22 protein-coding genes, 11 tRNA genes and 1 rRNA gene are annotated in these 25,347 nt (G+C 41.8%); 31 read left to right on the top strand and 3 right to left on the bottom strand.

Annotated elements, in window-relative coordinates; translation table 11 throughout:
* The 24 genes from rrf to yajC all read left to right on the top strand — a co-directional run.
* A 5S ribosomal RNA gene (rrf, locus tag IEW05_RS16245) occupies positions 1-88 on the top strand; the annotation flags it as partial.
* 39 nt (positions 89-127) lie between these two features.
* A tRNA-Asn gene (locus IEW05_RS16240) sits at positions 128-203 on the top strand.
* A 4-nt stretch (positions 204-207) separates the two neighbouring features.
* Positions 208-300: transfer RNA gene (locus IEW05_RS16235), tRNA-Ser, on the top strand.
* Between the two features lie 20 nt (positions 301-320).
* Positions 321-395: transfer RNA gene (locus IEW05_RS16230), tRNA-Glu, on the top strand.
* 7 nt (positions 396-402) lie between these two features.
* Positions 403-478: transfer RNA gene (locus IEW05_RS16225), tRNA-Val, on the top strand.
* A 29-nt stretch (positions 479-507) separates the two neighbouring features.
* A tRNA-Met gene (locus IEW05_RS16220) sits at positions 508-581 on the top strand.
* Positions 582-597: 16 nt separating this feature from the next.
* A tRNA-Asp gene (locus IEW05_RS16215) sits at positions 598-674 on the top strand.
* Between the two features lie 32 nt (positions 675-706).
* Positions 707-782, top strand: a tRNA-Lys gene (locus tag IEW05_RS16210).
* Between the two features lie 19 nt (positions 783-801).
* Positions 802-876, top strand: a tRNA-Gly gene (locus IEW05_RS16205).
* Positions 877-882: 6 nt separating this feature from the next.
* A tRNA-Arg gene (locus IEW05_RS16200) sits at positions 883-959 on the top strand.
* A 19-nt stretch (positions 960-978) separates the two neighbouring features.
* Positions 979-1,057 (top strand) — tRNA-Leu (locus IEW05_RS16195).
* 219 nt (positions 1,058-1,276) lie between these two features.
* Positions 1,277-2,647 carry a helix-turn-helix domain-containing protein gene (locus tag IEW05_RS16190; RefSeq protein ID WP_188540601.1) on the top strand — a complete coding sequence of 457 codons (1,371 nt, stop codon included), beginning with the start codon at positions 1,277-1,279 and terminating at the stop codon, positions 2,645-2,647.
* Positions 2,648-2,835: 188 nt separating this feature from the next.
* Entirely contained in the window at positions 2,836-4,233 is a 1,398-nt protein-coding gene (locus IEW05_RS16185; protein ID WP_188540599.1) for a helix-turn-helix domain-containing protein, read from the top strand.
* A 293-nt stretch (positions 4,234-4,526) separates the two neighbouring features.
* Positions 4,527-5,897 (top strand): helix-turn-helix domain-containing protein, encoded by a 1,371-nt coding sequence (locus IEW05_RS16180; protein ID WP_188540597.1) that lies wholly within the window; start codon positions 4,527-4,529, stop codon positions 5,895-5,897.
* 150 nt (positions 5,898-6,047) lie between these two features.
* Positions 6,048-6,218, top strand: coding sequence for an aspartyl-phosphate phosphatase Spo0E family protein (locus IEW05_RS16175; RefSeq protein ID WP_188540595.1), 171 nt, complete (start codon positions 6,048-6,050; stop codon positions 6,216-6,218).
* A 354-nt stretch (positions 6,219-6,572) separates the two neighbouring features.
* Positions 6,573-6,646: transfer RNA gene (locus IEW05_RS16170), tRNA-Pro, on the top strand.
* A gap of 197 nt (positions 6,647-6,843) precedes the next feature.
* A complete protein-coding gene (locus IEW05_RS16165) occupies positions 6,844-7,527 on the top strand; it encodes a BofC C-terminal domain-containing protein (RefSeq protein WP_188540593.1) in 684 nt (227 codons plus the stop codon).
* A 185-nt stretch (positions 7,528-7,712) separates the two neighbouring features.
* Positions 7,713-8,216: a crossover junction endodeoxyribonuclease RuvC gene (gene ruvC, locus IEW05_RS16160; protein ID WP_188540591.1), complete on the top strand. Its 504-nt coding sequence runs from the start codon at positions 7,713-7,715 to the stop codon at positions 8,214-8,216.
* Positions 8,213-8,830 carry a Holliday junction branch migration protein RuvA gene (ruvA, locus tag IEW05_RS16155; RefSeq protein ID WP_188540589.1) on the top strand — a complete coding sequence of 206 codons (618 nt, stop codon included), beginning with the start codon at positions 8,213-8,215 and terminating at the stop codon, positions 8,828-8,830. Before ruvC ends, ruvA begins: the two co-directional genes overlap by 4 nt.
* A 36-nt stretch (positions 8,831-8,866) precedes the next feature.
* The gene (ruvB, locus tag IEW05_RS16150) at positions 8,867-9,877 is read left to right on the top strand and encodes a Holliday junction branch migration DNA helicase RuvB (RefSeq protein ID WP_188540909.1); all 1,011 of its coding nucleotides are present in this window, start codon (positions 8,867-8,869) and stop codon (positions 9,875-9,877) included.
* Positions 9,878-9,937: 60 nt separating this feature from the next.
* Entirely contained in the window at positions 9,938-12,022 is a 2,085-nt protein-coding gene (locus tag IEW05_RS16145) for a SpoIID/LytB domain-containing protein (RefSeq protein ID WP_188540908.1), read from the top strand.
* An 8-nt stretch (positions 12,023-12,030) separates the two neighbouring features.
* Positions 12,031-13,059, top strand: a complete 1,029-nt coding sequence (gene queA / locus IEW05_RS16140; protein WP_188540587.1) for a tRNA preQ1(34) S-adenosylmethionine ribosyltransferase-isomerase QueA — start codon at positions 12,031-12,033, stop codon at positions 13,057-13,059.
* Positions 13,060-13,083: 24 nt separating this feature from the next.
* Entirely contained in the window at positions 13,084-14,223 is a 1,140-nt protein-coding gene (tgt, locus tag IEW05_RS16135; protein ID WP_188540585.1) for a tRNA guanosine(34) transglycosylase Tgt, read from the top strand.
* 34 nt (positions 14,224-14,257) lie between these two features.
* Positions 14,258-14,608 (top strand): preprotein translocase subunit YajC, encoded by a 351-nt coding sequence (gene yajC, locus IEW05_RS16130; RefSeq protein WP_188540583.1) that lies wholly within the window; start codon positions 14,258-14,260, stop codon positions 14,606-14,608.
* Between the two features lie 64 nt (positions 14,609-14,672).
* Here the strand turns inward: yajC and IEW05_RS16125 are convergent, their stop codons facing one another.
* Positions 14,673-15,500, bottom strand: coding sequence for a phosphatase PAP2 family protein (locus IEW05_RS16125; RefSeq protein WP_188540581.1), 828 nt, complete (start codon positions 15,498-15,500; stop codon positions 14,673-14,675).
* Positions 15,501-15,584: 84 nt separating this feature from the next.
* Positions 15,585-15,977: a TIGR04086 family membrane protein gene (locus IEW05_RS16120; protein WP_188540579.1), complete on the bottom strand. Its 393-nt coding sequence runs from the start codon at positions 15,975-15,977 to the stop codon at positions 15,585-15,587.
* A 203-nt stretch (positions 15,978-16,180) separates the two neighbouring features.
* Here IEW05_RS16120 and IEW05_RS16115 point away from each other — a divergent pair, with 203 nt between their 5' ends.
* Complete coding sequence (locus tag IEW05_RS16115; protein ID WP_229753452.1) at positions 16,181-16,861, top strand: DUF421 domain-containing protein; 681 nt, start codon at positions 16,181-16,183, stop codon at positions 16,859-16,861.
* A gap of 7 nt (positions 16,862-16,868) precedes the next feature.
* Here the strand turns inward: IEW05_RS16115 and spoVB are convergent, their stop codons facing one another.
* Positions 16,869-18,458 (bottom strand): stage V sporulation protein B, encoded by a 1,590-nt coding sequence (spoVB, locus tag IEW05_RS16110; protein WP_188540577.1) that lies wholly within the window; start codon positions 18,456-18,458, stop codon positions 16,869-16,871.
* A 255-nt stretch (positions 18,459-18,713) separates the two neighbouring features.
* Here spoVB and IEW05_RS16105 point away from each other — a divergent pair, with 255 nt between their 5' ends.
* From IEW05_RS16105 to IEW05_RS16080, 6 genes are all read left to right on the top strand, one after another.
* Positions 18,714-18,968: a post-transcriptional regulator gene (locus IEW05_RS16105; RefSeq protein ID WP_188540575.1), complete on the top strand. Its 255-nt coding sequence runs from the start codon at positions 18,714-18,716 to the stop codon at positions 18,966-18,968.
* Between the two features lie 126 nt (positions 18,969-19,094).
* A complete protein-coding gene (gene secD / locus IEW05_RS16100) occupies positions 19,095-20,348 on the top strand; it encodes a protein translocase subunit SecD (protein WP_188540573.1) in 1,254 nt (417 codons plus the stop codon).
* Positions 20,338-21,243, top strand: a complete 906-nt coding sequence (gene secF, locus IEW05_RS16095; RefSeq protein ID WP_188540571.1) for a protein translocase subunit SecF — start codon at positions 20,338-20,340, stop codon at positions 21,241-21,243. The genes secD and secF overlap by 11 nt, the downstream gene beginning before the upstream one ends.
* 85 nt (positions 21,244-21,328) lie before the next feature.
* Positions 21,329-22,288, top strand: a complete 960-nt coding sequence (locus IEW05_RS16090; protein ID WP_188540569.1) for a cation diffusion facilitator family transporter — start codon at positions 21,329-21,331, stop codon at positions 22,286-22,288.
* 41 nt (positions 22,289-22,329) lie between these two features.
* Positions 22,330-24,738, top strand: coding sequence for a single-stranded-DNA-specific exonuclease RecJ (gene recJ / locus IEW05_RS16085; RefSeq protein ID WP_188540567.1), 2,409 nt, complete (start codon positions 22,330-22,332; stop codon positions 24,736-24,738).
* Between the two features lie 34 nt (positions 24,739-24,772).
* Positions 24,773-25,285 carry an adenine phosphoribosyltransferase gene (locus tag IEW05_RS16080; RefSeq protein ID WP_188540565.1) on the top strand — a complete coding sequence of 171 codons (513 nt, stop codon included), beginning with the start codon at positions 24,773-24,775 and terminating at the stop codon, positions 25,283-25,285.
* The last annotated feature ends 62 nt before the right edge of the window (positions 25,286-25,347 follow it).

Raw genomic sequence — 25,347 nt, 5'->3', positions numbered from 1 at the left:
CGTACCCATCCCGAACACGACCGTTAAGCCCTCCAGCGCCGATGGTACTTGGACCGCAGGGTCCTGGGAGAGTAGGACGCCGCCAAGCAAACTTACGCAGGTTCTTAATCGAAACTGCGTGAATTATTCCCTGATAGCTCAGTTGGTAGAGCACTCGACTGTTAATCGAGTTGTCACAGGTTCGAGTCCTGTTCGGGGAGCCACTTTGGAGAGTTGTCCGAGTTTGGCCGAAGGAGCACGATTGGAAATCGTGTAGGCGTCACAAGCGTCTCGAGGGTTCGAATCCCTCACTCTCCGCCAGCAAACTTGGACTTAATTGAGGCCCGTTGGTCAAGCGGTTAAGACACCTCCCTTTCACGGAGGTAACAGGGGTTCGATTCCCCTACGGGTCACCATACATTCGGAGGCTTAGCTCAGCTGGGAGAGCATCTGCCTTACAAGCAGAGGGTCGGGGGTTCGAACCCCTCAGCCTCCACCATGAATACAAATGAATACTTTCTTAAATGACGCGGGGTGGAGCAGCCCGGTAGCTCGTCGGGCTCATAACCCGAAGGCCGCAGGTTCAAATCCTGCCCCCGCAATTGATTTACTTAGTGTGGAGCCGTGGTGTAGAGGCCTAACATGCCTGCCTGTCACGCAGGAGACCGCGGGTTCGAATCCCGTCGGCTCCGCCATTATTTACTTAATAGAGTAATCTTCTGTTTAAGAGCCATTAGCTCAGTTGGTAGAGCACCTGACTTTTAATCAGGGTGTCGAAGGTTCGAGTCCTTCATGGCTCACCACTTCACACATATTATTTTTGCGGACGTGGCTCAGCGGTAGAGCATCGCCTTGCCAAGGCGAGGGTCGCGGGTTCGATTCCCGTCGTCCGCTCCATATTTTGCGCCCTTAGCTCAGCTGGATAGAGCGTTTGACTACGAATCAAAAGGTCGGGAGTTCGAATCTCTCAGGGCGCGCCATTATATTTTTGTATTACGTGCCGGCGTGGCGGAATGGCAGACGCGCTCGACTCAAAATCGAGTGGGAAACCGTGGAGGTTCGAGTCCTCTCGCCGGTATACCTGAAATAGGCTTATAAAATTGCTTATCTGAGCAGTTTTATAAGCCTATTTTGTTGTATTTTCTTTTTAAATTGAGCTTTAGTTATGTTATACATATATTTTACTAATTCGCAAATGTACATAAAGTAATTGACCTCTGGAAGATGTGACCATATCATTAATGAAAGGCAATTTGCTGTTTGTGTTATTGAACAGTGAAAGGTGGCTTCAAATATAATGCAGACTATTCGGGCAGAGCTAGAAGACTATCTTCGGAAGAATAGGATTACGATTACCCAATTTGCAGAGTCATCAGGGGTGAATTCGGGCACGATCAGTAGTGTTATCAAAGGCAATCGACCTATCTCCATGTTGCAATTAGATCGAATTACTGAAGCGATGGGGCTTACGGAAGGCTTCTTCTATGATATTTATGTGAATGAATGTTTTGACCATTCTACGATTAATTGGCGGCGTATACGGCCACTCTTATATCGTTGCGCAGAGCTAGATAAGTTAGATTGTATTCTGCGAGTATTAGGTATGATGATGGATGATCTATCGTATGCTCCTGCATTATTTGATATAGCAGAAGCATTATTTAAGCAAGATAAACGTGAGGCTGCGGCATTGTTATATAAAAGTGTAGCTGACGGTGAAAAATACCAGCATTCGGAACGGCTCGCTCTCTGTCAGTATCGATTGTTTATTATTGCACTGGGCAAAGACCAAGATGCAAATTTACGAGCTGCAGTACAATTCGAAGGTTACATAGATCGACTTGATGAGATAGATCAGCTTGATGCACTCAAGGATTTAGCAAATACATATGGTTCTTTACACCGATGGGATAAAATGGAGAAATTCGCTGTGGAAATGGGCCAAAAAGCAACTATTCAGTATAAACAAAGATTTGAGCATATGAAAAAAATAAGATTACTCAAAGAACCCATGATGCCTTTATTTGCTTATATCGCATACTCGCATGTATTATGTTCGGCTGTTTACGATGAGCGTAAAGAATACGATATAGCATTATATCACGTTTCCTTTTATTCAGACTTTAGTTGGATCAAGGAGGAGTCACAGGAAGCGCAGCGAATGGTAAGTAAATTTAAAGAATGGGCAAAGGCTAATACCTATCTTTATAGACTTTTAAAGGGAGATGTTAAGGTATTACCCGAGTATGTTGCTTATATAAGTCAACGAAAAGATGAAATTCTCCCGGCTTTAGTTAAGATTCTTCAAGCAGCCAATACCTATCAAATTAATGTAGATGAAATCCTCTCACGTTTTGAAAAAGAAATTTTTACGTTTAGAGCTCAGCATGGGAACACAGGATCTTACAACTCACAGGTTACTGAAGATCGATATATTCATTTTATGGCAGAACTAGCTGACTACTATTTGAACAAGGGAGAATATGATAGAGGAATAAAGTGTATACTGGAAAGCTTGGAATTTTCAACTTTAATCAACAGTGATGAGTGTATTATTAAATGTGTTAGTCTGTTTGAGCGATTTCGAAATACCGCAACCCTGGAGGCACAACAAACGTATCTAGAAATAATGCGAAGACGAAAAGAGAAGAAAATTAAGAAAAATTAACTTGTTTATAATTATTTTTATGCTAGTAATAACAATTACCCGTAAGTATCGCTTGCTTAGTATTATTCTAAAAGAAGAGATATTTTTTCATAGTACATAAAGTAATTGATCTCTGGGATATTTGACCATATTATTATTGAAAAGGAAATTTACTGTTTGAAAAAAGAACAGTGGAAGGTGGCTTAGAAATGATGCAGACGACCATTCGCGCAGAGTTGGAAGACTATCTAAGGAGGAATGGCTCAACGATTAACCAGTTTGCAGATACATCAGGGGTGAATTCAGGAACGATTAGTAGTATTATCAGCGGAAATCGACCTATTTCAATGCTTCAACTAGACCGAATCACAGAAGCCATGGGTCTTGCGGAGGGGAGCTTTTTCGATCTATACGTAGAAGAGTGTTTCAATCAAAATACACTAAATTGGCGTCGTCTTAGACCGTTAATATATCGCTGTGCTGAGTTGGACAAGTTAGATTGCATTAAGCGTGTGTTAGATATGTTGATGGAAAACCTATCTTACTCACCGGTATTATTTGATACGGCAGAAGAACTTTTTAAGTTAGGGAAACGTGCGGCAGCAGGACTACTTTATGAGAGCGTGGCTGAAGGGGAAAAATATCAGCACTCGGAGAGGCTGGCACTATGTCAATATCGTTTGTTTAATATTGCTCTATGTGATGATCAGGATGCAAATTTACGAGCAGCCGTGCAGTTTGAAGGCTATGTTGGCCGTCTTGATGAAGTAGATCAACTTGATGCGCTGAAAGATTTGGCAAATATCTATTATGCTTTACGTCGATGGGATAAGGTTGAAATATTGGCAAAAGAAATGGAAAGTAAAGCTAAGATTCAATACAAAATCAGATATGAACAACCAAAAAGAAAAGAATCGTTGAAAGAGCCCTCTATACCTGTTTTCGCTTATATTTCTTACTCTCATGTGTTATGTTCTGCAGCTTATGGTGAGCGTAAAGAATATGATAAGGCTCTACAATATGTTTCCTTATATTCAGAATTTAGTTGGGTGAAGGAGGAGTCACAAGAAGCGATGCAACTTAAGTCTAGATTTAAAGGTTGGGCGGAAGCTAATACCTATCTATATAGGCTTATGAAGGGAGACGTTAAGGTATTACCCGAGTATGTTTCATATATAAGTCAACGAAAAGATGAAATTCTACCGGCACTATTTAAAATACTTCAGGCAGCTAATTATTATCAATTTAATGTTGACGATATTCTAACACGCTTTGAACAAGAAATTATTGAATATAGGGATGAACAAGGGAAAGTAGGAACCTATAATTCACAACTTATTGAAGATCGATATACCCATTTTACGGCAGAATTATCATATTATTACTTGAATAAGGGCGAATATGACGTTGGAATAAAATATATATTGGGAAGTTTGGAATCTTCTGCTACAATAAATAGTGAAGCTTGTATTATTAGATGTGTTGGTCTGTTTGAACAATTCAGACATAGTGCATCCTTAGAGCAACAACGAAAATATCAAATTTTAATAAGTGAGGTGCAGAAGAGAAATGAGAAGAAAAATGGCTACATTGTTGGTTACGTTTAGTGTTTTACTTATCGTTAGTTTACCAGTAGTTGTCCAAGCTCTAAATCATGGTGGAGGCGCACTGTAAAAACTAGCAGTACTTGCATTAGCTAGGGCGTGTCTGCGGAGTACTTCCGGAACGTCCTTTTTTTGTGAACAATTATATGCATTAACTCTAAGAAAGAGAGTTACTCTTACTATAAGATTGTTATTTTCCTCTGAAGCATCCTTTTGTAGAGAATCTATTGATTCCTGAAATAGTAAGTATCAAATTTATCTTTGGAATAGTAGAAGATCGGAGGAAGTATAAAAATATGAATCAGACCACGATTCGAGCAGAGTTGAAGGACTATCTTAAGAGAAAATGTATAACAATTAACCAATTTGCAGAAGCATCAGGAGTTAATTCAGGAACACTTAGTAGTATTATCAATGCTAGTCGAGTAATTTCTATGTTGCAATTAGATCGTATTACAGAAAGCATGGGGCTTCTAGAAGGTAGCTTCTATGACCTATACATCGACGATTGCGTTAATCATTCGACAATCAACTGGAGACGTTTACAACCATTATTATTTCGATGTGCCGATTTGGGCAGACTTGATTGTATTGAACGTGTATTATGTTTAGTGGATAGTCAATCTTATGTTTCGGCGTTATTTGATACTGCTGAAAAAATGTTTAAGGAAGGTAATAACGAGGCGGCTCGGCTGCTTTATGAGAATGTGGCTGCAAACGAAAAGTATCAGCATTCGGAGCGACTGGCCCTATGTCAGTATCGTTTATTTAAAATTACATTATGTGATGATCATGAATTGAACATACGAGCCGCAGTGCAGTTTGAAGGCTTTGTTGATAAACTTGATGAAATGGATCAACTTGATGCTCTGAAAGATCTAGCGAATACATACCTTTTACTGAATCAAAGCGATAAGATGGAAAAATTGGCTAAAGATATGGGTCGTATAGCAACAATTCAGTATAAATATAGATACGAGCAACCTAGAAAAGTGCAAATTCATAAAGAACCATCCATGCCACTATTTGCATATATCTTATATGCGCATGTACTATGTTCAAGTGCTTGTGCTAATCGAGGGGAATATGATCAAGGATTATATTACATATCTCTATACTCAGATTTGAGCTGGGTACAGGAAGATACAGAAGAAGCTCATCGACGAATGAATGAATGTAAAATGTGGGCAAAAGCCAATTCCTATCTCTTTAGACTTATGAAGGGAGAAATCGAAGTTATCCCAGAATACGTGAATTATATTGAAAGTTATGAGAATGAAATGCTCCTGGCTTTATTTATGATCCTTCAAGTTGCTAATCGGTATCATTCTAATATAGATGAGATACTCTTACGTTTTAAACAGATAATTTCTGAATATATAGATCAAAAAGGAAAAGTAACAACAAATCAACATCAGCGGGTTGTAGAAGATCGGTTTGCTTATTTTATGGCAGAACTCTCTACTTATTATATGAGTAATGAGAGATATGAAATTGGTATAGAATATATGTTAAAAGGATTAGATTCCTCTTTAAAAATAAATAGCCGGACTTGCGTTATCAGATTTGTTTGTTTGTTTGAGCAATATCGATTTGCTGTATCTCCTGAAGTCCAAAAAAAATATAAAAGTCTATTTTGTGAGGAGCAAAGAGAATATAAAGTATGAAAATTATAGAGCGTTCTCGGATATTCCGAAACATTCTTTTATTGATCTTTAATATTAATATAATACTCGTTATTCTTTGTCCACTGCATTCTGGAGTAAAACCTATATTTTGACATTCTCCTCTAATATATTACATGAGGAGGTATGTTAATGAGAGAAGTGGAAGTTATTCAGAGGAGAATAGAGTGCGAAAGAATAGAACTGTATAAAATGCAAAGAAAACATGGGGGATTGCAGCATCCTAAGGTACTTAAGCAGTCCATGAGGGTAGATGAATTAATTAATATGTATAACAGAGCGATTTATAGTTGTTGTAAATAGTAATTTAAGTATTCGATCGACGAGCCAAAGCTCTTAATTAAAATTTAGAAATTATCACAAAAACGTATATTTGATTTTTGTCATGCCGGTTGATGTGAAATATGTCACAAGTAATTCTGTTTATATTAAAACGAAAATGAAAAAAAAGCATTTTGACTGAGAAAGTCAAGTCTCTGAAAAATGAGAATGCTGCATATATGAGAAACTGATGGGTTTGGGGTAATTAGCTTGAAAAGGGAAAGGAACAGGATAGGGACAAGCAACCTGTTCCCCTGTCCCTATTTTTTTTCTTGTAATAAGATGATAGTCGTGATATTATCTTTGTGTTGGGTCATTTTTTGTATTTTGTAATAACGGGACGTAGCTCAGCTTGGTAGAGCACCTGGTTTGGGACCAGGGGGTCGCATGTTCAAATCGTGTCGTCCCGATATGGTTATCGAAAGAAAGGCACCGCTAAGGAATAATCTTAGTGGTGCCTTTTTTGCATTATCTAACGAGCTAAGATGCCAGTGGACACATGAATGTAAAAGTTCTACAATAATCCGCTTCCTAATTGAGAATATTGTATATTTCAAGAACTCCAAGGTCACAATATACAATAAAAGTCCGATAGAAGGGGATTATCGTGAGAATCTTCCGTATTAAGAGACAACTCAGAAGAAGATGGAAAAAGTGGAGACGTGCTATTTGGACCATCAGTGCATGTGGTTTGGTCGCTTTAATGGCTTGGCTTGGTTTGCTGTTATCGCAGCAAATGGAGGATTTAATGGCTAAAGAACCGATTGCACAGGAAACCCTGGGCAAGCTTATGGAAGCTACAACTTCTTCAGAGCCTCCTCAAGAGTGGTTAGAAAGCCTGCTGAAAACAGATCAAGCTCGAATTGTACATCTGAACAAAATTTATACTTGTGGTGAAGAGAGTGAAGTTCTTGGCAAGATGAAGCCAAAGGAAATAGCCTTGATTATAAAGGAACATCCAGATTGGGAAGGACGTCTGGGAGCTGGTGGAGATGTATGGTTGGATGAAAGAATTAACGGATTGTCTGATACTTGTAGTAAAGATGGATACATGGGTATCGATGAGAATGGAAACTTAACTCTATTTGAGGGACCTCCTAAGAAAGAAAAGGTGCTTAAGACATTTTTTCAGCTTGATGTGGAAACGATGGAAAGTGTGCTTCCAGAAGATGTTCTTAGACAGCTTCAGGAGGGAATACGAATCCAAGACGTCGATGAATATAACAGTGTATTATCCACCTTTAGTGATTTCGCATTGGAGCAATCGGAAAAAGTGATGCAACAAAATTGATGATTTTGCGTATAAAACACAAGGGGCGTAGCTACTTACGCCTCTTTTTGTTTTTTACCAGCCAAGTCGACTTGTGTCTATTACGACTTGTTGTATCTAAACTTTTCCCTCTAATCGCTTCATCTTTGCTATAATAAATTGAATACATATGTTCGCTTAGTTGTGACATTGGGGAGAGATTAAATTTGCGAATATTAGGCATAGATCCCGGCATCGCTATTGTCGGTTTTGGATTTATTGATAAACAAGGTAGCAAGTGCACACCTGTGCAGTATGGTTGTATACAAACGAAAGCTCACACCCCTGAAGAAGAGAGATTGCTTCATGTCTATGAAGGAATGGTTCAGCTCATCGATAAATATCAACCGGATGCGGTGGCGCTAGAGAAACTTTTCTTTAATCGAAATGTAACTACAGCAATGCCAGTATCGCAGGCTAGAGGGGTGCTTGTACTGGCTGCGGTCCAAAAGGGGTTACCTATATCAGAATACACACCAATGCAGGTCAAACAGGCCGTGGTTGGCTATGGTAAGGCAGAGAAGAAGCAGGTGCAAGAAATGACCCGAATGTTTCTTAAGCTGCAGGCGGTTCCCAAGCCAGATGATGTAGCGGATGCACTTGCTGTTGCGATTTGTCATGCTCATTCTTATACGTTAAATTCTAAGATAAATGAGGTACTTCGATCATGATCGATTTTTTGCGAGGCCAGGTTGCCCAATTAGAAAATGAATATGTTGTATTGGATGTTCACGGTGTAGGATATCGAGTGTTTTGTCCCAATCCTTATTACTTTGCAGCTAAGAATGATGAGCCAGTTACGGTATATATTCATCATCATGTTCGTGAGGATGCTATCTTACTATTTGGATTTGCGACTAGAGAAGAGCAAAAATTATTTCGCAAGTTAATTGAAGTATCAGGTATTGGTCCACGCGTGGCGCTTGGTATTCTGAGCGGAGGTAGTCCGAGTGGTGTGGTAACAGCTATACATCAGGAGAATATTAACTTTTTGATTAAGCTGCCCGGTATCGGTAGGAAGACGGCACAACGGATGATACTAGATTTGAAAGATAAGTTGGATGGGATGGGAGAGGCAACTTTGTTTGACCCAATCCCAGATGAGATAGAGTTGATGCAAGAAGGTAATCTTGGATGGCCTGAAGCCAGAGAAGGGTTGAAGGCACTCGGTTATACGGATGCTGAATTGGATCGTGTATGGCAGCTTATGAAGGATAACGTAAGACCAGATGAGGCGGTTGACTCCGTCATGAAGAAAGCTCTTAAGCTTCTATATGCGGGTTAATGATAGGAAGAAAGAAAGGGGAGCGAGGAAGCTATGATGGAAGACGACCGTATTATTTCTACTAACTTGATGATGGAAGATCAGGCAGTTGAACTTAGCCTTCGTCCCCGCTATTTGGCGGAATACATCGGACAAAATCAGGTCAAGGAAAACTTACAAATATATATTGAAGCGGCTAAACTACGTAAGGAAGCACTCGATCATGTTTTACTTTATGGTCCTCCAGGACTGGGTAAGACTACACTAGCGAATATCATCGCTAATGAATTAGGTGTGAACTTACGGACGACCTCTGGGCCGGCAATTGAGCGACCTGGTGATTTAGCGGCGTTACTGACGAATTTGCAAGAGGGAGATGTCCTCTTTATTGATGAGATTCACCGTCTCAATCGATCGGTAGAGGAGGTTCTCTATCCGGCAATGGAAGATTATGCGTTGGATATAATGATTGGTAAAGGACCCAGCGCACGTTCCGTTCGTCTTGATTTACCACCCTTTACTTTGATTGGAGCAACAACTCGAGCAGGGCTCTTGTCAGCGCCGCTGCGAGATCGATTTGGGGTAGTTAGTCGTTTGGAATTGTACACGGTGGACGAGCTAAGTTATATCGTGAGCCGTGGTGCTGATATTTTTGGAATTGAAATTGTCGGTGATGCAGCAGATGAAGTTGCTCTTCGTTCTAGGGGGACTCCACGGATTGCAAACCGTTTGTTAAAACGAGTAAGGGATTATGCACAGGTCAGGGGGGATGGTCTTATAACCCCGGAAATCGCCAGTGAAGCGCTACAAATGCTGCAGATAGATCCAATGGGTCTAGACTTGATTGACCACAAAATGCTTAGGGCTATGATCACGAGTTTTCGTGGAGGTCCTGTAGGACTCGATACGATTGCAGCATCGATTGGGGAAGAGAGTCAGACAATCGAAGATGTGTACGAGCCTTATTTACTGCAAATCGGTTATTTACAACGTACCCCAAGGGGGCGGGTAGTGGCTCCGGCTGCTTATCATCATTTGGGAATACCGCTGCCAGAGGATCTACGTTAATTTTATACACATCATGAAGGAGGAGTCAGCAACGTGAAGCTAACAAATCAAAGATTCTCGATGTTTAAGTGGGGGAAGTTAAGTAAGGGAATAGTGGCAGGTCTTTTATTGGCTACGACACTGCAAATACCAGCATATGCTGACTCATCAACTGGAACGAATGTCCGCGTAGCTATGTTCTTGGATGTGGGTACAACCTATAAATCTACGGTACCGGCCGTTACGCTAAAGGGCGATTCTGCCTGGGGAACAGGTCCACAAAGAGGTGGTCTAACGGAAACCTGGCTTAATTTTGGTGCCGGAGAATCCGTCCGCTTTAGTGTCGACGGTTATAAAGTGAAGGCACTTCAAAGTTCTGATTGGAAAACGGTATCAGCTGCGGCCAAGGCACTCCAAGCTACTGCGGATCGACCAGTTATCTTTGCGTTGGATCAATCTGGAGGAACGGTATATCAAGTATTTACGGGACCTTATGCAAGTGCCTCTGAAGCGCAATCTGCAGCTAAACGAGTTGCAGGGTCTATATCGAGCCAATTAGGTGGTCAAAAGCCTGTGGCGCGGGGAAACTTTTATTATTCAGTAGGTAGTTTTGGAACCCAAGCTGATGCTGATTCGCTGCGTCAGTCGCTAGTATCTCAAGGTATCGATGCGGTTACTGTTCTTACAGGTGCACAGCAATATGCTGTCTGGGTAGGAGGCGTTACTAACGAGTCAGAATTATCAACGGTCAAGGGACAGCTTGATCAATCAGGTAATAACCTTCAATTATCTGCAGTGAACAATACGGATGTTGCATTAATTCTCCACCGGGATGTGACACTGAATCTGACAACTCCTTCCGCTGTTTCTCATTATGAACTGAGTGGTAGTGAAGCTAAGCTCATGGTGACAGGAAATGGAGATATGATTACTCAGGTCGTTGAACGTTCGGGACGTAAATATCGGGGGGATTTCGAAATTAGTTCTGTAAATGGACAGCTTGCTCTAGTAAATGAGCTTCCATTAGAGCAGTATTTGTACTCTGTGGTTGCGGCAGAGGTACCTAGTTCTTGGCCTAAGGAATCATTAAAGGCCCAAGCGGTTGCAGCGCGTAGTTATGCACTTTATAATGCAGCAAGTAACAAATTCAAAGTTGCGGGGCTTGTGGATACTACATTAAGTCAAGTATATACTGGTGTAGATAATGAAGTTGACAGTGTTGTACAAGCCGTAGACAGTACAGCTGGAGAGGTCATTAAGGCAAATGGCAAGATTGTAGAAGGGATATTCTCATCTAATAGCGGCGGTGTAACTGCAGATTCCACAGAAGTATGGAATAACGTTAATACTACCTATACAAGTGTAAGTAGCGAAGAAGATAAGGCGGCACAGGCATCATTAAAGTCATGGTATTATGTATTGTTACCTAATGGTACAGCTGGGTATGTCCGAGAAGACAATGTTGTTATGTCTGGAGGAAGTACTTCGGCGGGTTTATCTAAATTAACCGTAACATCCAGTGGTGTAAATGTTCGTCCATTGCCATTAATTCAATCTGGTGTTGATCCCGTTGCAAAAGTGAATCCAGGAGATCAACTCGTTGTTTTGGCTAAAGTCGACGAGTCCAATACCTATGCTTGGGTACGTGGACCTTTTAGTTCAGACCAATTACTGAAGTCTCTCAAAGGCAAGACAGCATCGGATCCTTCCTCTCCTATAACTAATCTAGAGATTACACAAAGGGGGCCTTCAGGGCGGGTAACGGAAGTGACGGCGAACGGGAAGGTACTAGATGTAAAATATCCGGATTCCCTGCGTTCTGCTTTGAATGGATTACCAAGTACTTTGTTTGATATTGTGGCTACTGGAAGGTATACTGTACAAGGTGCTGGCGACGTTAAATCGACAGGTACAGCAACTTCGAGTACTACTGTGTTATCAGCTTCCGGTGCTAAGACATGGAACGGTGGAAATATGGTTGTAATGGACGGTAGCGGTACTGCTCGGATTGTCGATCAGAGTAATCAATTCTTGTTTGTCGGGCGTGGTAACGGTCATGGTCTCGGAATGTCCCAATGGGGCGCCAAGGGAATGGCTGACGCTGGGTATGATTACCTTCAAATATTGCAACACTACTATCAGAATGTGAATATTACTAAGGACTGAAGCTTACTATGAATGTAGACTTATATGATTTTCATCTTCCAGAGGAGTTAATTGCACAGACTCCATTATTGGAACGGAGTGCCTCGCGATTATTAACATTAAATAAAGAAGATGGCAGCATCAGGCATCATGTGTTTACTGATATACTAGACTATTTACGTCCCGGGGATACGCTCGTATTAAATAATACACGCGTGATCCCTGCGCGTTTGTTTGGCGTCAAAGAGGACACCGGTGCGAAAGCCGAAGTATTGTTGCTTAAGGATGTCGGTGATGACCGTTGGGAAGCACTCGTTAAGCCGGGGAAAAAGCTGAAGAGCGGAGCCGTTATTATCTTCGGAGACGAATTGAAGGCAACCATTGAGTCGGAAGGCGAAATGGGTGGGAGAATAATTAAGTTCTCTTACGAAGGTATTTTTAATCAAATATTAGATCGTTTGGGTCAAATGCCCCTCCCCCCTTATATTAAGGAGAAACTTGATGACCGTGAGCGTTATCAAACAGTGTATTCTAAGGTTGAAGGCTCAGCCGCCGCTCCTACTGCCGGGCTCCACTTTACGGAGGATCTCCTTAAGCAGGTTACTGACAAGGGTGTGGAAATCGCCTTCGTTACGCTCCATGTTGGACTGGGCACGTTCCGTCCGATGTCAGTTGAGAGAGTTGAAGACCATGTCATGCATGATGAATACTATGTCCTGCCTCAGGAGACCGCGGATAAGTTGAATGAGACGAAGGCTAGAGGCGGAAGAATAATAGCTGTAGGAACTACATCAGCGCGAACTTTGGAAACCGTGGCACAGCAGTGTGGGAGTGGTCCTATAGTAGAGAGCAGTGGTTGGACTGGAATATTCATTTATCCAGGATACTCATTTGGACTCGTGAATGCCATGATAACGAACTTTCACTTACCCAAATCTACGTTGGTTATGTTAGTCAGTGCATTGGCTGGACGAGACAATATTTTGAAGGCATATCATGAAGCGATTGAACAGCATTATCGGTTTTTTAGCTTTGGTGATGCGATGTTTATTTATTAAGGTAAAAGAGGATGGTTGATTATTGTGGCAGCAGCAATAACTTATGAACATATCAAAACATGTAAACAATCGGGAGCCAGACTGGGTCGAGTTCATACTCCACACGGTATAATTGAGACACCTGTATTCATGCCGGTTGGAACTCAAGCTACAGTCAAAACAATGAGCCCTGAAGAACTTAAGGAAATGGATGCTCGGATTATTTTAAGTAATACGTATCATTTATTTCTGCGTCCAGGTCATGAAACGATTCGGGAAGCTGGCGGGCTTCATAAATTTATGAATTGGGATCGGGCTATTCTGACGGATAGCGGTGGATTTCAAGTATTTTCTTTAAGTGATATGCGTAAGATTAGTGAAGAGGGTGTACATTTTCGCTCGCATTTAAACGGGGACAAGCTGTTCTTATCTCCTGAGGTAGCGATGGAAATTCAGAATGCCCTGGGCTCGGATATTATGATGGCATTCGATGAATGCGCACCTTATCCAGCTGAATATGATTACGTTAAACACTCTATGGAACGCACGACTCGCTGGGCGGAACGTTGCCTTAAAGCGCATGGTAGACCTGAGGATCAAGGGCTGTTCGCTATCGTCCAAGGTGGTATGTTTGAAGATCTACGTAAGCAAAGTGCTAGAGATTTGACTTCCCTTGATTTTCCGGGTTATGCTATTGGTGGACTGAGTGTGGGCGAGCCTAAGAATCTTATGTACGATGTCTTAGATTACACCGTGCCATTCCTTCCTCAGGACAAGCCTCGTTATTTGATGGGGGTTGGTTCTCCGGATGCGCTTATTGAAGGGTCTATCCGTGGTATCGACATGTTTGATTGCGTGTTGCCAACAAGAATAGCGCGCAATGGTACAACCATGACGAGCCAAGGTAGATTAGTGGTGCGCAACGCTCAGTATGCCAAAGATTTTGGGCCACTGGATCCCGAATGTGGATGTTATACTTGCCGGAACTATTCCCGAGCTTACCTTCGCCATTTAATTAAAAGTGACGAAACTTTTGGGCTACGGTTGACTACATACCACAACCTGTATTTCCTAATCAACCTAATGGGCAAAGTCCGTCAAGCGATTATGGACGATAGATTGTTGGATTTTCGGGATGAGTTTTTTGAGCAGTATGGTCTGTTTGGCAATACGAAAGGTTTCTAAACGAACTAGGATATAGTCGAAAGGGGGAAAAAAGATGTTTCAATATGCAGCAGCAACATCAAGCAGTGGTGGCGGCGGGTTAATTACGATGATTATCCCTTTTGTAATTATGTTTGCGGTGTTTTATTTCCTGTTGATTCGTCCTCAGAAGAAAAAACAGCAGACACGTAACGGCATGTTAAATGCACTTAAAAAGGGCGATAAAATCGTAACTATTGGTGGCTTACACGGTACGATTATGGAATTGACCGATGACACAGTTGTGTTACGCGTTAATGATGTGACGAAGCTTACATTTGATCGTAATGCGATCAGTCACAGCACGAGTACTAGTACCAGCACTAGCACCAGCACCAGTAGTGAGAGCGAAATGGAAATTAGATAAGTGAATATTTGAGCATAAAGAAAGAGCCTGTGACTAGATCACAGGCTCTTTTTGTACCTGAGTTTTACATTCTAGAGATCTTAGGGAGCTTGTAGGTATCAGTTTTGTGAATTCGTTTTGCAAGATTGATACCTAACCATGAAGCAAAAGTAGCAAGGGCGATTCCTCCAACCATATCGGTCAACCAATGAATTCCTAAATAGAAGATCGAGAAGACAATGATAAACGCACTGAGAACAGCAAATGTTGCCCAGCGGCGATTCCCAGAACGTACAGCTAGAATAGCCATGGAGACAGATATGGAAGTATGTAAACTTGGGAAACAGTTGTTGATTCCAGAAAGTGGACGGTAGATGATATTAAAGTTTGGAAAAGCATCTAGCATGATAAAGGACACTCCCGCAGGAGGATAGGACCAGACCTCATTAACTGGAAAGAACAGATAAAATGGAATAGCAATCAAGTAGTTAATGATCACAGTGAAACATGTAGCGTATAGAAACACTTTTCTGCGATCCCCCGCATAAATACCAAGGGATGCGATAATGAGTGCCTGAAACACAACGAGATAGAAGAACGAGGTTACCCCTGTTATCCAAGGAGTATGGAATAAATTTTGAAAAGCTTGAACAAAGTGACCTTCGAGCTGGAACACCCATGAAGTGAAATCAGCTGTATAATCCATACTCTCTTCCCAGGATAGCTCATATTTATTGATGAGTAGAACACCTATCATGAAGAGAAATAGGATCAGAAATTTCCTAGAGGTAAGCAGTTCTCTTACCAGGGAAGAGATAGAACTTAATGGATTCTTTATAGAACAAATCCAGATGAGTAGGATAGAGATCAATCCCGTTAGAAGCGAGATCGTTTGCATGGATTCAAAAATCAAAACGTGGAGCCTCCTTAAGTTGACTTGAGTATCTTCAGTTTACCATAGGAGGAGAATTTTGAGAATTTTGCCCCTAACAAGCTCTTATCTATTGCTAAAGTTTACCCCAAGTACCCCTCCAAAAGCCCCTAAGATGAGTGTAGGAATCATGAGAGATAAATCGGACCATGTAAGAGAAGTGTCTAAAGCAAGGAAGCTAATGAGCAGTAATAAAACCCCATATATCAAACCTGTGATAGCTCCCTGGTACCATCCTTTTTGTCCCGCACGTTTGCCTGATACAATCCCTCCCATAACAATCGATATAGCATGAACTAAATAGGTGGACCAAGGCAGTTGAGGCTCTTCGAGTAGGCTATATTGTAGAAGTAGGGATAATACAAGAGCTCCAATCAGCATCCATAGAAAAGCGTACCATAGACCAGAAAGTGTAGGATGATTGAGATGAAATGCTGTCATTTTGCGTGGAAAGTTCATGAGGCGATCCTCCAATCAATGTGATATCACCATTGTATGGTCAAGCCTTCACGGTTATTACTTTATGTTTATGTTTATTTTGCCCACGCATGGAACTCGGAAGGAACGGTCAGAATAGGATTACCACGCCTTACCTGAGTTCTGAATTGGAGGGGATTGCTGTGATAGCCCATATTTTGCCGCATTTTTTTCGTACCATTCTCATGTATTTTACAGTGTTTAGCGTATTGAGAATTATGGGGAAAAGAGAAATAGGCCAATTATCAATTTTTGACCTTGTCATCTCGATTATGATTGCGGAGATTGCAGTATTTGTATTGGAGGATATCCAGCGACCATTATATGAGGGCTTTGTGCCCATCATTACCTTAGTACTCATTCAGATCGGTATTGCCATGTTATCACTTCGCAGTCACAAACTCCGGAACTGGATTGACGGCAAGCCAAGTGTGATAATCCAACACGGTGAAATCAATCGCGATGTGATGAAGAAGCAACGATATAATTTGGATGATCTTCTTATGCAATTACGAACCAAAAATATCGATAATGTTGCTGACGTGGAATTCGCTATTTTAGAAACAAGTGGTCAACTTAGTGTTCTACCCAAAAATAAAAGTGTGAGTTGTGAGAACTCTAATGAAATCAGAAAGATTAATAAGACCAATAAATCACTCGTATCAAATGTGAAGTATGAATCCCTGCCGCTACCTTTGATTATGGATGGTAAGGTACAAGACGAAAATCTGGAGCAAATCGGGAAAACTCGATTTTGGTTGAAAAATCAAATTCAATCTAAAGGAATATCAGAGTTCAAACATGTGTTTCTATGTTCAATCGATCATACAGGTAAAGTGTATATCAATGCAGATAGGAATGAATAACTCTAACTCATGAACGGAAGTACTTACCAAGAAAAGGGATACGCTTCATATCACTAAAATCAATTAGTCCCATCAGAGCGGATAAAATTAGATACAAGATTCCAGCAATTCCGATGGACGCAGTAAGTTGTATACCCAGATTAGAGCTAATAATCGTGTCATAGAAAATAAATTTACCAGCCCCAGCCATAATAATCATTACACAAATGACTTTGATGGTATCTAGGAAAGGCATGCGGAACTTGAGAATATGGGCTACGCTGTAGCCATGTAGAATGGTCACGACCATCATGTTAACAATCAAAGCAATAATGGCGCCATATATAGCAAACGATGGGTTAGATGCCAGGTAGAAGATCAATGTAATTTTGATTACGGCTCCAATTAAAGTATTAAGTAAAGCACGTCCAGGTTTGTCCAATGCCTGTAGAGTAGCTTGTAGGGGGGCTTGAACGTACAGAAACAGCGCAAAGGGAGCCATTACTTTTAGCATGCCGGCAATTTCACTATTGTTGTAAATAAACATACATATGGGCTCCGCTAGGACATACATCATGGCTGCAAATGGGGCACCGGATACTAGTGCTAATCGTAACGATTGATGAAGCCGTAAATGGATGGTTTTCATATCACCTTGCGCTTGTGCCTCTGCAAGTGAAGGGACAAGGGAGACGGCTAATGATGAAGTTAGGGCGCCTGGCAGTAGGAGTAAAGGAATAATCATCCCCTGTAATGCACCATACTGCGAAGTTGCAACAGCTGTTGCGATTCCGGCAATAGCTAAGCTTTGCGCGGTTGTAATGGATTCGAGTAAATAGGATAAGGATCCAACTAGTCTGCCTCCCGTGACAGGGATGGCGATGTTCAAAATTCGACCAAGGGAATGCTTGAACTTAATAGTATTGGTATTATTTGAGTTGGGCACTGTAGCCTTAGAAGCTAGAGGAGGTTGTTTTTTTACTCTTTTACGAAGTCTTCTATATTGCCACAGTATGACGGCCATACCGACGACCTCACCAGCAGCCACGCCAAGCATTGCCCCTGCCGCTCCATAAGCAATACCCATGGGTAGTAACAAATATGAGAACCATAATACACATATGATACGGGCTATAGTTTCCATGATAGAAGAGATAGCAGATGGAATCATATCTTGTTTACCTTGGAAATACCCGCGATATACTGAAGAAATGGCAACGATGATTATCATTGGACTCATTGCAAGAAACGTTTGATATACACGGGGATCTGTGAGAATATTTTGGCTTATCCACCTCGCACCAACAACGTATATTATTGTAAAAAAAACTCCCAATCCAACCGTGAAGACCAAGCTGGTCCGCAAAATAGACTCTGAACGGCTAGGTTGTCTTGCCGACTCGGCTTCCGCCACAAGCTTGGCCACTGCTAAAGGAATCCCACCTGAGATTATCGTCACTAAGACGATAAAGAAGGGGTAGCCTAGTTGATAAAGTCCGACGCCTTCAGCACCGATGATTCGGGGTAACAGGATACGGGGAATGAATCCAAGTATGCGATTAATGATACCTGCAACCATGAGGATCATAGCGCCTTGGATAAAGGTTTGTTTATTCAAAATGGTTCCCTCTCTCCTTGGAAGTGAGCAAAAATGATCATGACATGTTCCACTTCTAGATATGCTTCGTGATCAAAAGATGACTTTTTGAACAACCTCTATAAGTAATGAATATGCAAGACCTGTCCATCTTCATGCCTCGCATTTTTTTGTAGGGCCCTATTAATTTTGAAATTCTCTAAAGCAGGAATTGTCGAATTGGAGTAGAATGTAATTTAAGACGCTTAGCGAGGCTTGAAGGAGGGAGGCATAACCATGACTGAAGAGGTATTCACCGAGAAAGAGTTAAACGTAGCGATTGAAGGTCTATGCCGTAGCAAGGCGGAGGAATTCCGATTAATTGGTTATGAACACGTAACCGCAACAGATATATGGAATTGCGTCAGCCATAAATACGAGAAGGAAGGTACTCCCCCGCTACATCAATTAGTAAATGATATCCTTTCTTTGAAGATCATCCATTTCATGAACTTTATTACAATTTCCGCCTACCGTGGATCCCAATTTTAATAAAGGGGTCTTTTTTGTGATGACATCTTGCAGTACACAAAAATGCCAACATTGATAAATTGACGGTCTTTTCCTGCATCGCTATAATAGGAATATTGAGAATTTGAAAGGGGAACGAAGTACGGGATGAAAAGAATCATCGCATTCATAACCGTTGTATTAGTTACAACTGCCGTCATGGCCTGGACAAGTCCAAGCTTGCTTCGAAACGTGCATCTCGGCTTGGATTTAAAAGGTGGATTTGAGATTTTGTACGAAGCTACTCCTTATGAGGGTGGCGCGAAAGTCTCGAAGGAGTCGCTGGTTAAAACCGCACAGAGCCTTGAAAAACGGGCTAATAAGTTGGGGACAAGCGAACCAGAAGTCACTACAGAAGGAAGTAACCGGATTCGTCTTAAGTTAGCTGGTGTAACGGATGAAGCTGAGGTCCGTAAGCAAATGAAGGAGCCTGCAGCGCTGACGTTCAAAAGTAAAGACGGAACGGAGACAGAAGAACACCAATACAATAAGATTGAAATGATTGGTACGGACTTTGCCGAGAATGGGGCAAAGGTTGAATATACGAATATGAACGAACCTATCGTTAGCATTAAAGTGAAGAGCAAAGAAAAATTTGCCGAAGTAACCGAGCGCCTTTATGGTAAAGTTCTTGCCATTTATATGAATGATGAACTAATTTCTGAACCTGTTGTACATGCTGTCTTAACCGATGGAACAGCTACGATTAGTGTTGGTAACAATCTTGATGAGGCTAAGGCGCTTCGTGATAATATCAACCTTGGTGCGCTTCCATTGAAGCTGACCGAGAAGTACTCCCAAAGCGTAGGAGCCACACTAGGTCAACAATCACTAAAAGAAACGATTGAAGCCGGGCTAATTGGTTCCGTATTGATTTTGATCTTTATGATCTTTATGTACCATGTTCCAGGTCTGTTTGCAGGTTTTGCCTTGATTGTGCATACCTGGTTACTTATACTAGTCTTTGTCTGGGCAGACTTTACATTGACACTTCCGGGAATAGCGGCCTTCATCCTCGGGGTGGGTATGGCTGTCGATGCCAATATTATTACCAATGAACGGATTCGAGAGGAAATACGTAATGGTAGAAGCGTGATGTCTGCTGTTAAGGCGGGCGGTAAGCACTCTTTACGTACGATTTTGGATTCTAATATTACAACGATCATCGTAGCACTCGTTATGTTTGCATACGGTACGGGTGCAGTTAAAGGCTTTGCGCTTGTACTCGTAGTGGAAATCGTACTCAGTATCGCCACGAATATTTATTTCTCCCGTTTCTTGCTTAACCTATTGCTCAAATCAGGTAAGCTGTTGAAACCGAAGTATTTCGGGGTAAAGGAGCGTGATATTCGTGAGCTTTAATAAAAATCTTAATTACGTACATCTCAGTAAACATTTCTTCAGGCTTTCGATTATTCTAACAATTATTGGAGTCATTAGTTTAGCTGTATTTGGACTGAACTATGGCGTCGATTTCAAAGCTGGGTCCAATGTTGATATTTCTCTATCCAAAACGCTTACTGAGGAGCAGGTTCAACCTATCCTCAAACAACTCGGGATCGAGGAAGGTGCTGATATTGCACCAGGTGATCAACGGATGAATATCCGGTTTAACACCGTGTTGAGCGAAGATAATGATCATTTATTGAAACAAGAAATATTGAAGCTAGATGATAAGGCTTCGTTTGAGGTTAACACGGTTGATACAGAAATGGCCAAAGAACTGGCGCAGAACGCGATCAAGGCCGTTCTAATCTCATGTATCGGGATTATCATTTATGTAAGTATCCGATTTGAGTGGCGGTTTGCCGTTGCGGCTGTTATTGCGCTCCTGCATGATGCCTTTATGGTAGTTACTATATTCTCAATATTCCGTCTACATGTGGATTTGACATTTATTATTGCGGTACTAACTATTATTGGTTACTCCATCAATGATACGATTGTTATCTTCGACCGGATTCGTGAGAACATGCGATTCAGTAAGTTGAAGACACGTGAGGACTTGGTTAATCTGGTGAATAATAGTGTATCCCAGACGATTATGCGTTCACTGTATACTGCACTAACCGTATTTATAGCTGCTTTCTTCCTGTTCTTGCTTGGCGGAGAGTCGATCCGAATGTTCTCGCTCGCTATGGTAATAGGGCTATTGTTTGGTGCTTATTCTACAATCTTTATTGCGAGTCCAATTTGGTTCGTGCTTAAGAGTAAACAAAAGAATAATCCGGCCAAAACGTCCAAAGCGACTAATTAGTACTATATTGGCATGAAAAAAGCCGCGTCGACTTTGACGCGGCTTTGCCAGTCTTTTCAGTCATAATGGGTTCAGGGGGGGTATTATGAATCACGAGCAATCCTTTCCGTATCAATCTACTGCTTGGCTAAGCATTGCGAATAATGTTCTCCTCGCTTTGTTTAAAGGGGCTATTGGACTGATATTTGATAGTCAAGCGTTGCTTGCTAACGCGTTGTACTCTGCTTCGGACGCTGCATCAGAGGTTACAGAGAAAATGCAGCTTCCTTGGTTTAGAAGACGGCAAACTACAGATAAAGAAAATGTCCGCAGAGAGACAAATGGACCGCTTATTGCCACTTTATTTTCCGTTCTTATTCTCCTAGGTGGTCTTCAAATGACGATATCTTCTGTCGTAACGATCTCTAAAGGGGAAATCACACCTCCAGGTTATCTAGCAGGCGTCGCTATTGTTATCTCGATTGCCTTAAAAGAGGTACTCTTTCAGTATCAGTACCGGCAGTATCATAAGCAAAATGCGGCGGGATCGCGCTCTTTCATTGAGCTTCATCGTTATTCGTTATATTCATCAGTGATCGTATTGCTTGGTGTATTTGGAGCCATGACTGGACAAGCTTTGCAGATATCAGCCATGTTATATTTGGACCCTGTGGCTGCTTTTATCGTGTCAATTATGGTGTTGTGGAGAGGTTATCGTATCGTACAAGGTTCCATTTACAGTCCATTGCTCACGCAGCAATTGCAAGAAGAAGATACAAGTGATTTTATGGAAACGGTTCAACGGGTACATGGTGTTATCATGGTAGACGATATCAAAGCCCAGGAGCAAGGTCATTACGTAACTGTGGTAGCTAGAATTAGTGTTAACCCACGGATTTCCGTGATGGAAGCGAACGATATCGCCAATCGTGCGAAGGTACTCTTGTTACACAGATTCTCTCATGTAAGAGATGTCAGTATTCAAGTGCAACCGTATGATCCCGGTTATCCTTACAAAAGTAATCATACAGAATCAGACAGTGACTTGCCGACGCTAATTCAATAGCGATGTGAGGGCAAGGATAGCGGGAGAAAGAAGGTGTTATATTGCTTCATCCGAAATATCATTGGGAGTCCCTACAAACTGATGAAGATAAGGCAAGGCTTCTATCTGATCAGTTAAACATCTCGCCCCTTGTAGCTTCTTTATTAATTACTCGGGGTATTCGTGATTTGGATGAGGGCAAGCGTTTCTTGTACGGGACTTTGGCTGATCTTCATGACCCGCTTCTGATGAGTGGAATGAAAGAAGCGGTAGAGCGAATTAGAGCTGCTGTGGAAAATGGTGAACGTATATTGATATATGGCGATTATGATGCTGATGGCGTCTCATCAACTGCTCTGATGATTCATTTGATGACTCGTCTTGGTGCCAATTTCGATTACTATATTCCCCATCGTTCCAAAGAAGGTTATGGACTTCATATTCATGCCCTTGAACAATTCTATGAGAGTGGATTTACACTTGTTGTTACTGTCGATACAGGGATTAGTGCGGTAGAGCAAGTTGCCTATGCGAATTCTGTTGGTATGGATGTTATCGTTACAGATCACCATGAGCCACCCTCTAAGCTTCCAGAAGCGTTTGCGCTGATTAATCCCAAATTACCTTATTGTTCATATCCATTTAAAGGATTAGCGGGGGTTGGAGTTGCTTACAAACTAGCACAAGCTCTGCTCGGCGGCGACACGCCGATGGAATGGACGGAGCTCGTTGCATTAGGCACTGTTGCGGATTTAATGCCACTAGTTGAAGAGAATCGTCTCATCGTAACTTATGGATTGAAATCGATGGGGCATTCGGCTTTTCCTGGGTTAACTGCACTGCTCAGCGTTGCTGGCTCAATTAAAGAGCAAGTATCCTCGACCAATGTCGCATTCGGGCTTGCCCCTCGTATTAATGCTAGTGGACGAATGAGTCATGCTAACCGGGCTGTTGAATTACTTACAACCTCAAGCGCCCAAGATGCAGAGTTGATTGCAAACGAACTAGATATATTGAACAAAGAACGACAGCTTCTAGTAGAGAACATCGTTGAAGAAGCCCTGCTTCAATTAGCAGCTAAGGAAGCGGCTGGTCATCTCCCAGATGTTATCGTTGTGGCTGGAGAAGGTTGGAACGTTGGTGTAGTAGGAATTGTAGCTTCCAAAATATTAGAGCGTTATTACCGCCCAACGATCGTGCTGGGGATTCATCCCGAAAGTGGTGAATGTAAAGGTTCAGCACGTTCCATTCCGGGGTTTGATATTTATGAAGCACTAACTCATTGTGCTGATTTATTGGATCATTATGGGGGTCACCCTGCAGCGGCGGGGATGTCACTTCCAAAAGATCATTTGGTTAATTTCGAACAGCGTCTAGGGGAATATGCTACGGATATCTTAAGACCAGAACATTTCGTTCCTACCATGTTGACGGACATCGAGTGTTCTCTGGAAGAGGTAACGCTTCCTGTAATTGAACAGCTAGAAGAGCTTGCGCCATTTGGGATGGGGAATACTTACCCAAGACTTCTAATCCGTGGTGTCAAATTGCTGGAGTGTCGGCAAATGGGTAAGGAAGGTAAGCATCTAAAGCTAAACGTAAGCCATAATGGAACATCTATTGAGGCGGTTGCGTTTGGAAAAGGTGAGTTAGCTCCTCTGCTTGCGAATGAATCTGTGATTGATCTTGTAGCTGAAGCAGGAATCAATGAGTGGAACGGGTCACGTAAGCCACAACTATTAATTCAGGATCTCAGCATATCCCATATTCAGGTATTTGATTATCGTGGGGCAAGATATCCTATAGTTAAGCTAGAGGAACTGGTAGATAAGCTACTCCATTTACCATCCTATGAGCTTAGAACGATGGCAACTGTCCTTAGTGATGAAGTGGATGGATTAAATACCTCTGATTTGAAGAATACCCCATTATGGGTATATGATAATGACGCTGGTGTGAATCCTGGGAATGAAATTGCGGTAGTGGAAGGTGCAGATGCAGTGAAAACACTGTTTGTTCTGCAATTACCAGAATCCTCTCACATGTGGAATAGAATGATGGAGAGGTTTGGTTCGTTGGAGAGAGTCTTCTTGCTCCATCCGATGCGTAAAGATCATGAGAAAGTTCAATCGCCTTCTCGTGAACAGTTCAAACAGGTGTATGCTGTTCTTAGACAACAGGGGTACAATCCGATCGCACAGGAGGAACTGATCGTAACCTTAGTGGGGCGAACCGGGTTGTCGAGACGAATGCTAGAGCTGACGCTTGAAGTATTCGAAGAGTTGGATTTTGTTACACGTACTTCGGGAACTATAATTTTGAATGAGTCTCCTTCCAAGCAGCCGCTTGAAACATCCAGTCGCTATAGAGAGCTGGGTTTACTTGCGGAAATGGAGCAGATGTTACTTCATGGTCGGATTCCGCAGATTACCGAATGGATGCATAACCAAATGCAAGGTCAAGGTGCATAATAAGAATAGCGCACAATTTTAGGAGGAGATTTATTTGGATTTTAAAGAGTATATTCGTGTGATTCCCGATTTTCCACAACCAGGGATTAGTTTCAAAGACATCACAACTTTGCTTAACGATGGGGACAAGTATCGTCAAGCGATAGATGAAATGAAGAAAATGGTATCTGACCTTCAAATTGACCTCATCGCAGGTCCGGAAGCCCGTGGCTTTGTAGTTGGAGCCCCACTAGCGTATGCACTTGGAGTTGGATTTGTACCGATTCGCAAGAGTGGTAAGCTTCCTTATGAGACAATTGAAGTTGGATACGATTTGGAATATGGCAAAGACACTCTAGCTATGCACAGTGATGCTATTAAACCAGGTCAAAATGTATTAATCGCCGATGATTTGCTTGCAACAGGGGGGACCATTTCGACTTCGGTCAACTTGGTTAAGCAACTTGGGGGTAATATCGTAGGTACGGCTTTCTTGATAGAATTATGTGAACTGAACGGACGAGCCAAACTTCCGGATATCAATGTATTCTCACTCATGAAATATTAATATTCGATAAGTAAAAGGTCCCTGACGCATATAGCGCAGGGACCTTTTACTTATCGATAATT

It is taken from the genome of Paenibacillus segetis, assembly GCF_014639155.1.
GTDB classification, from domain to species: Bacteria; Bacillota; Bacilli; order Paenibacillales; family Paenibacillaceae; genus Fontibacillus; species Fontibacillus segetis.
Note: the sequence above shows the minus strand (reverse complement) of the source record. Positions and strands in the feature narration are given on the sequence as shown.

Bases quoted from the DNA above. Each gene is read 5' to 3' on its own strand.
- IEW05_RS16190 (WP_188540601.1), top strand. From the start codon at position 1,277: ATGCAGACTATTCGGGCAGAGCTAGAAGACTATCTTCGGAAGAATAGG.
- IEW05_RS16185 (WP_188540599.1), top strand. From the start codon at position 2,836: ATGATGCAGACGACCATTCGCGCAGAGTTGGAAGACTATCTAAGGAGG.
- IEW05_RS16180 (WP_188540597.1), top strand. From the start codon at position 4,527: ATGAATCAGACCACGATTCGAGCAGAGTTGAAGGACTATCTTAAGAGA.
- IEW05_RS16175 (WP_188540595.1), top strand. From the start codon at position 6,048: ATGAGAGAAGTGGAAGTTATTCAGAGGAGAATAGAGTGCGAAAGAATA.
- ruvA (WP_188540589.1), top strand. From the start codon at position 8,213: ATGATCGATTTTTTGCGAGGCCAGGTTGCCCAATTAGAAAATGAATAT.
- ruvB (WP_188540909.1), top strand. From the start codon at position 8,867: ATGGAAGACGACCGTATTATTTCTACTAACTTGATGATGGAAGATCAG.
- IEW05_RS16145 (WP_188540908.1), top strand. From the start codon at position 9,938: ATGTTTAAGTGGGGGAAGTTAAGTAAGGGAATAGTGGCAGGTCTTTTA.
- queA (WP_188540587.1), top strand. From the start codon at position 12,031: ATGAATGTAGACTTATATGATTTTCATCTTCCAGAGGAGTTAATTGCA.
- yajC (WP_188540583.1), top strand. From the start codon at position 14,258: ATGTTTCAATATGCAGCAGCAACATCAAGCAGTGGTGGCGGCGGGTTA.
- IEW05_RS16120 (WP_188540579.1), bottom strand. From the start codon at position 15,977: ATGAACTTTCCACGCAAAATGACAGCATTTCATCTCAATCATCCTACA.
- IEW05_RS16115 (WP_229753452.1), top strand. From the start codon at position 16,181: ATGTATTTTACAGTGTTTAGCGTATTGAGAATTATGGGGAAAAGAGAA.
- IEW05_RS16105 (WP_188540575.1), top strand. From the start codon at position 18,714: ATGACTGAAGAGGTATTCACCGAGAAAGAGTTAAACGTAGCGATTGAA.
- secD (WP_188540573.1), top strand. From the start codon at position 19,095: ATGAAAAGAATCATCGCATTCATAACCGTTGTATTAGTTACAACTGCC.
- IEW05_RS16090 (WP_188540569.1), top strand. From the start codon at position 21,329: ATGAATCACGAGCAATCCTTTCCGTATCAATCTACTGCTTGGCTAAGC.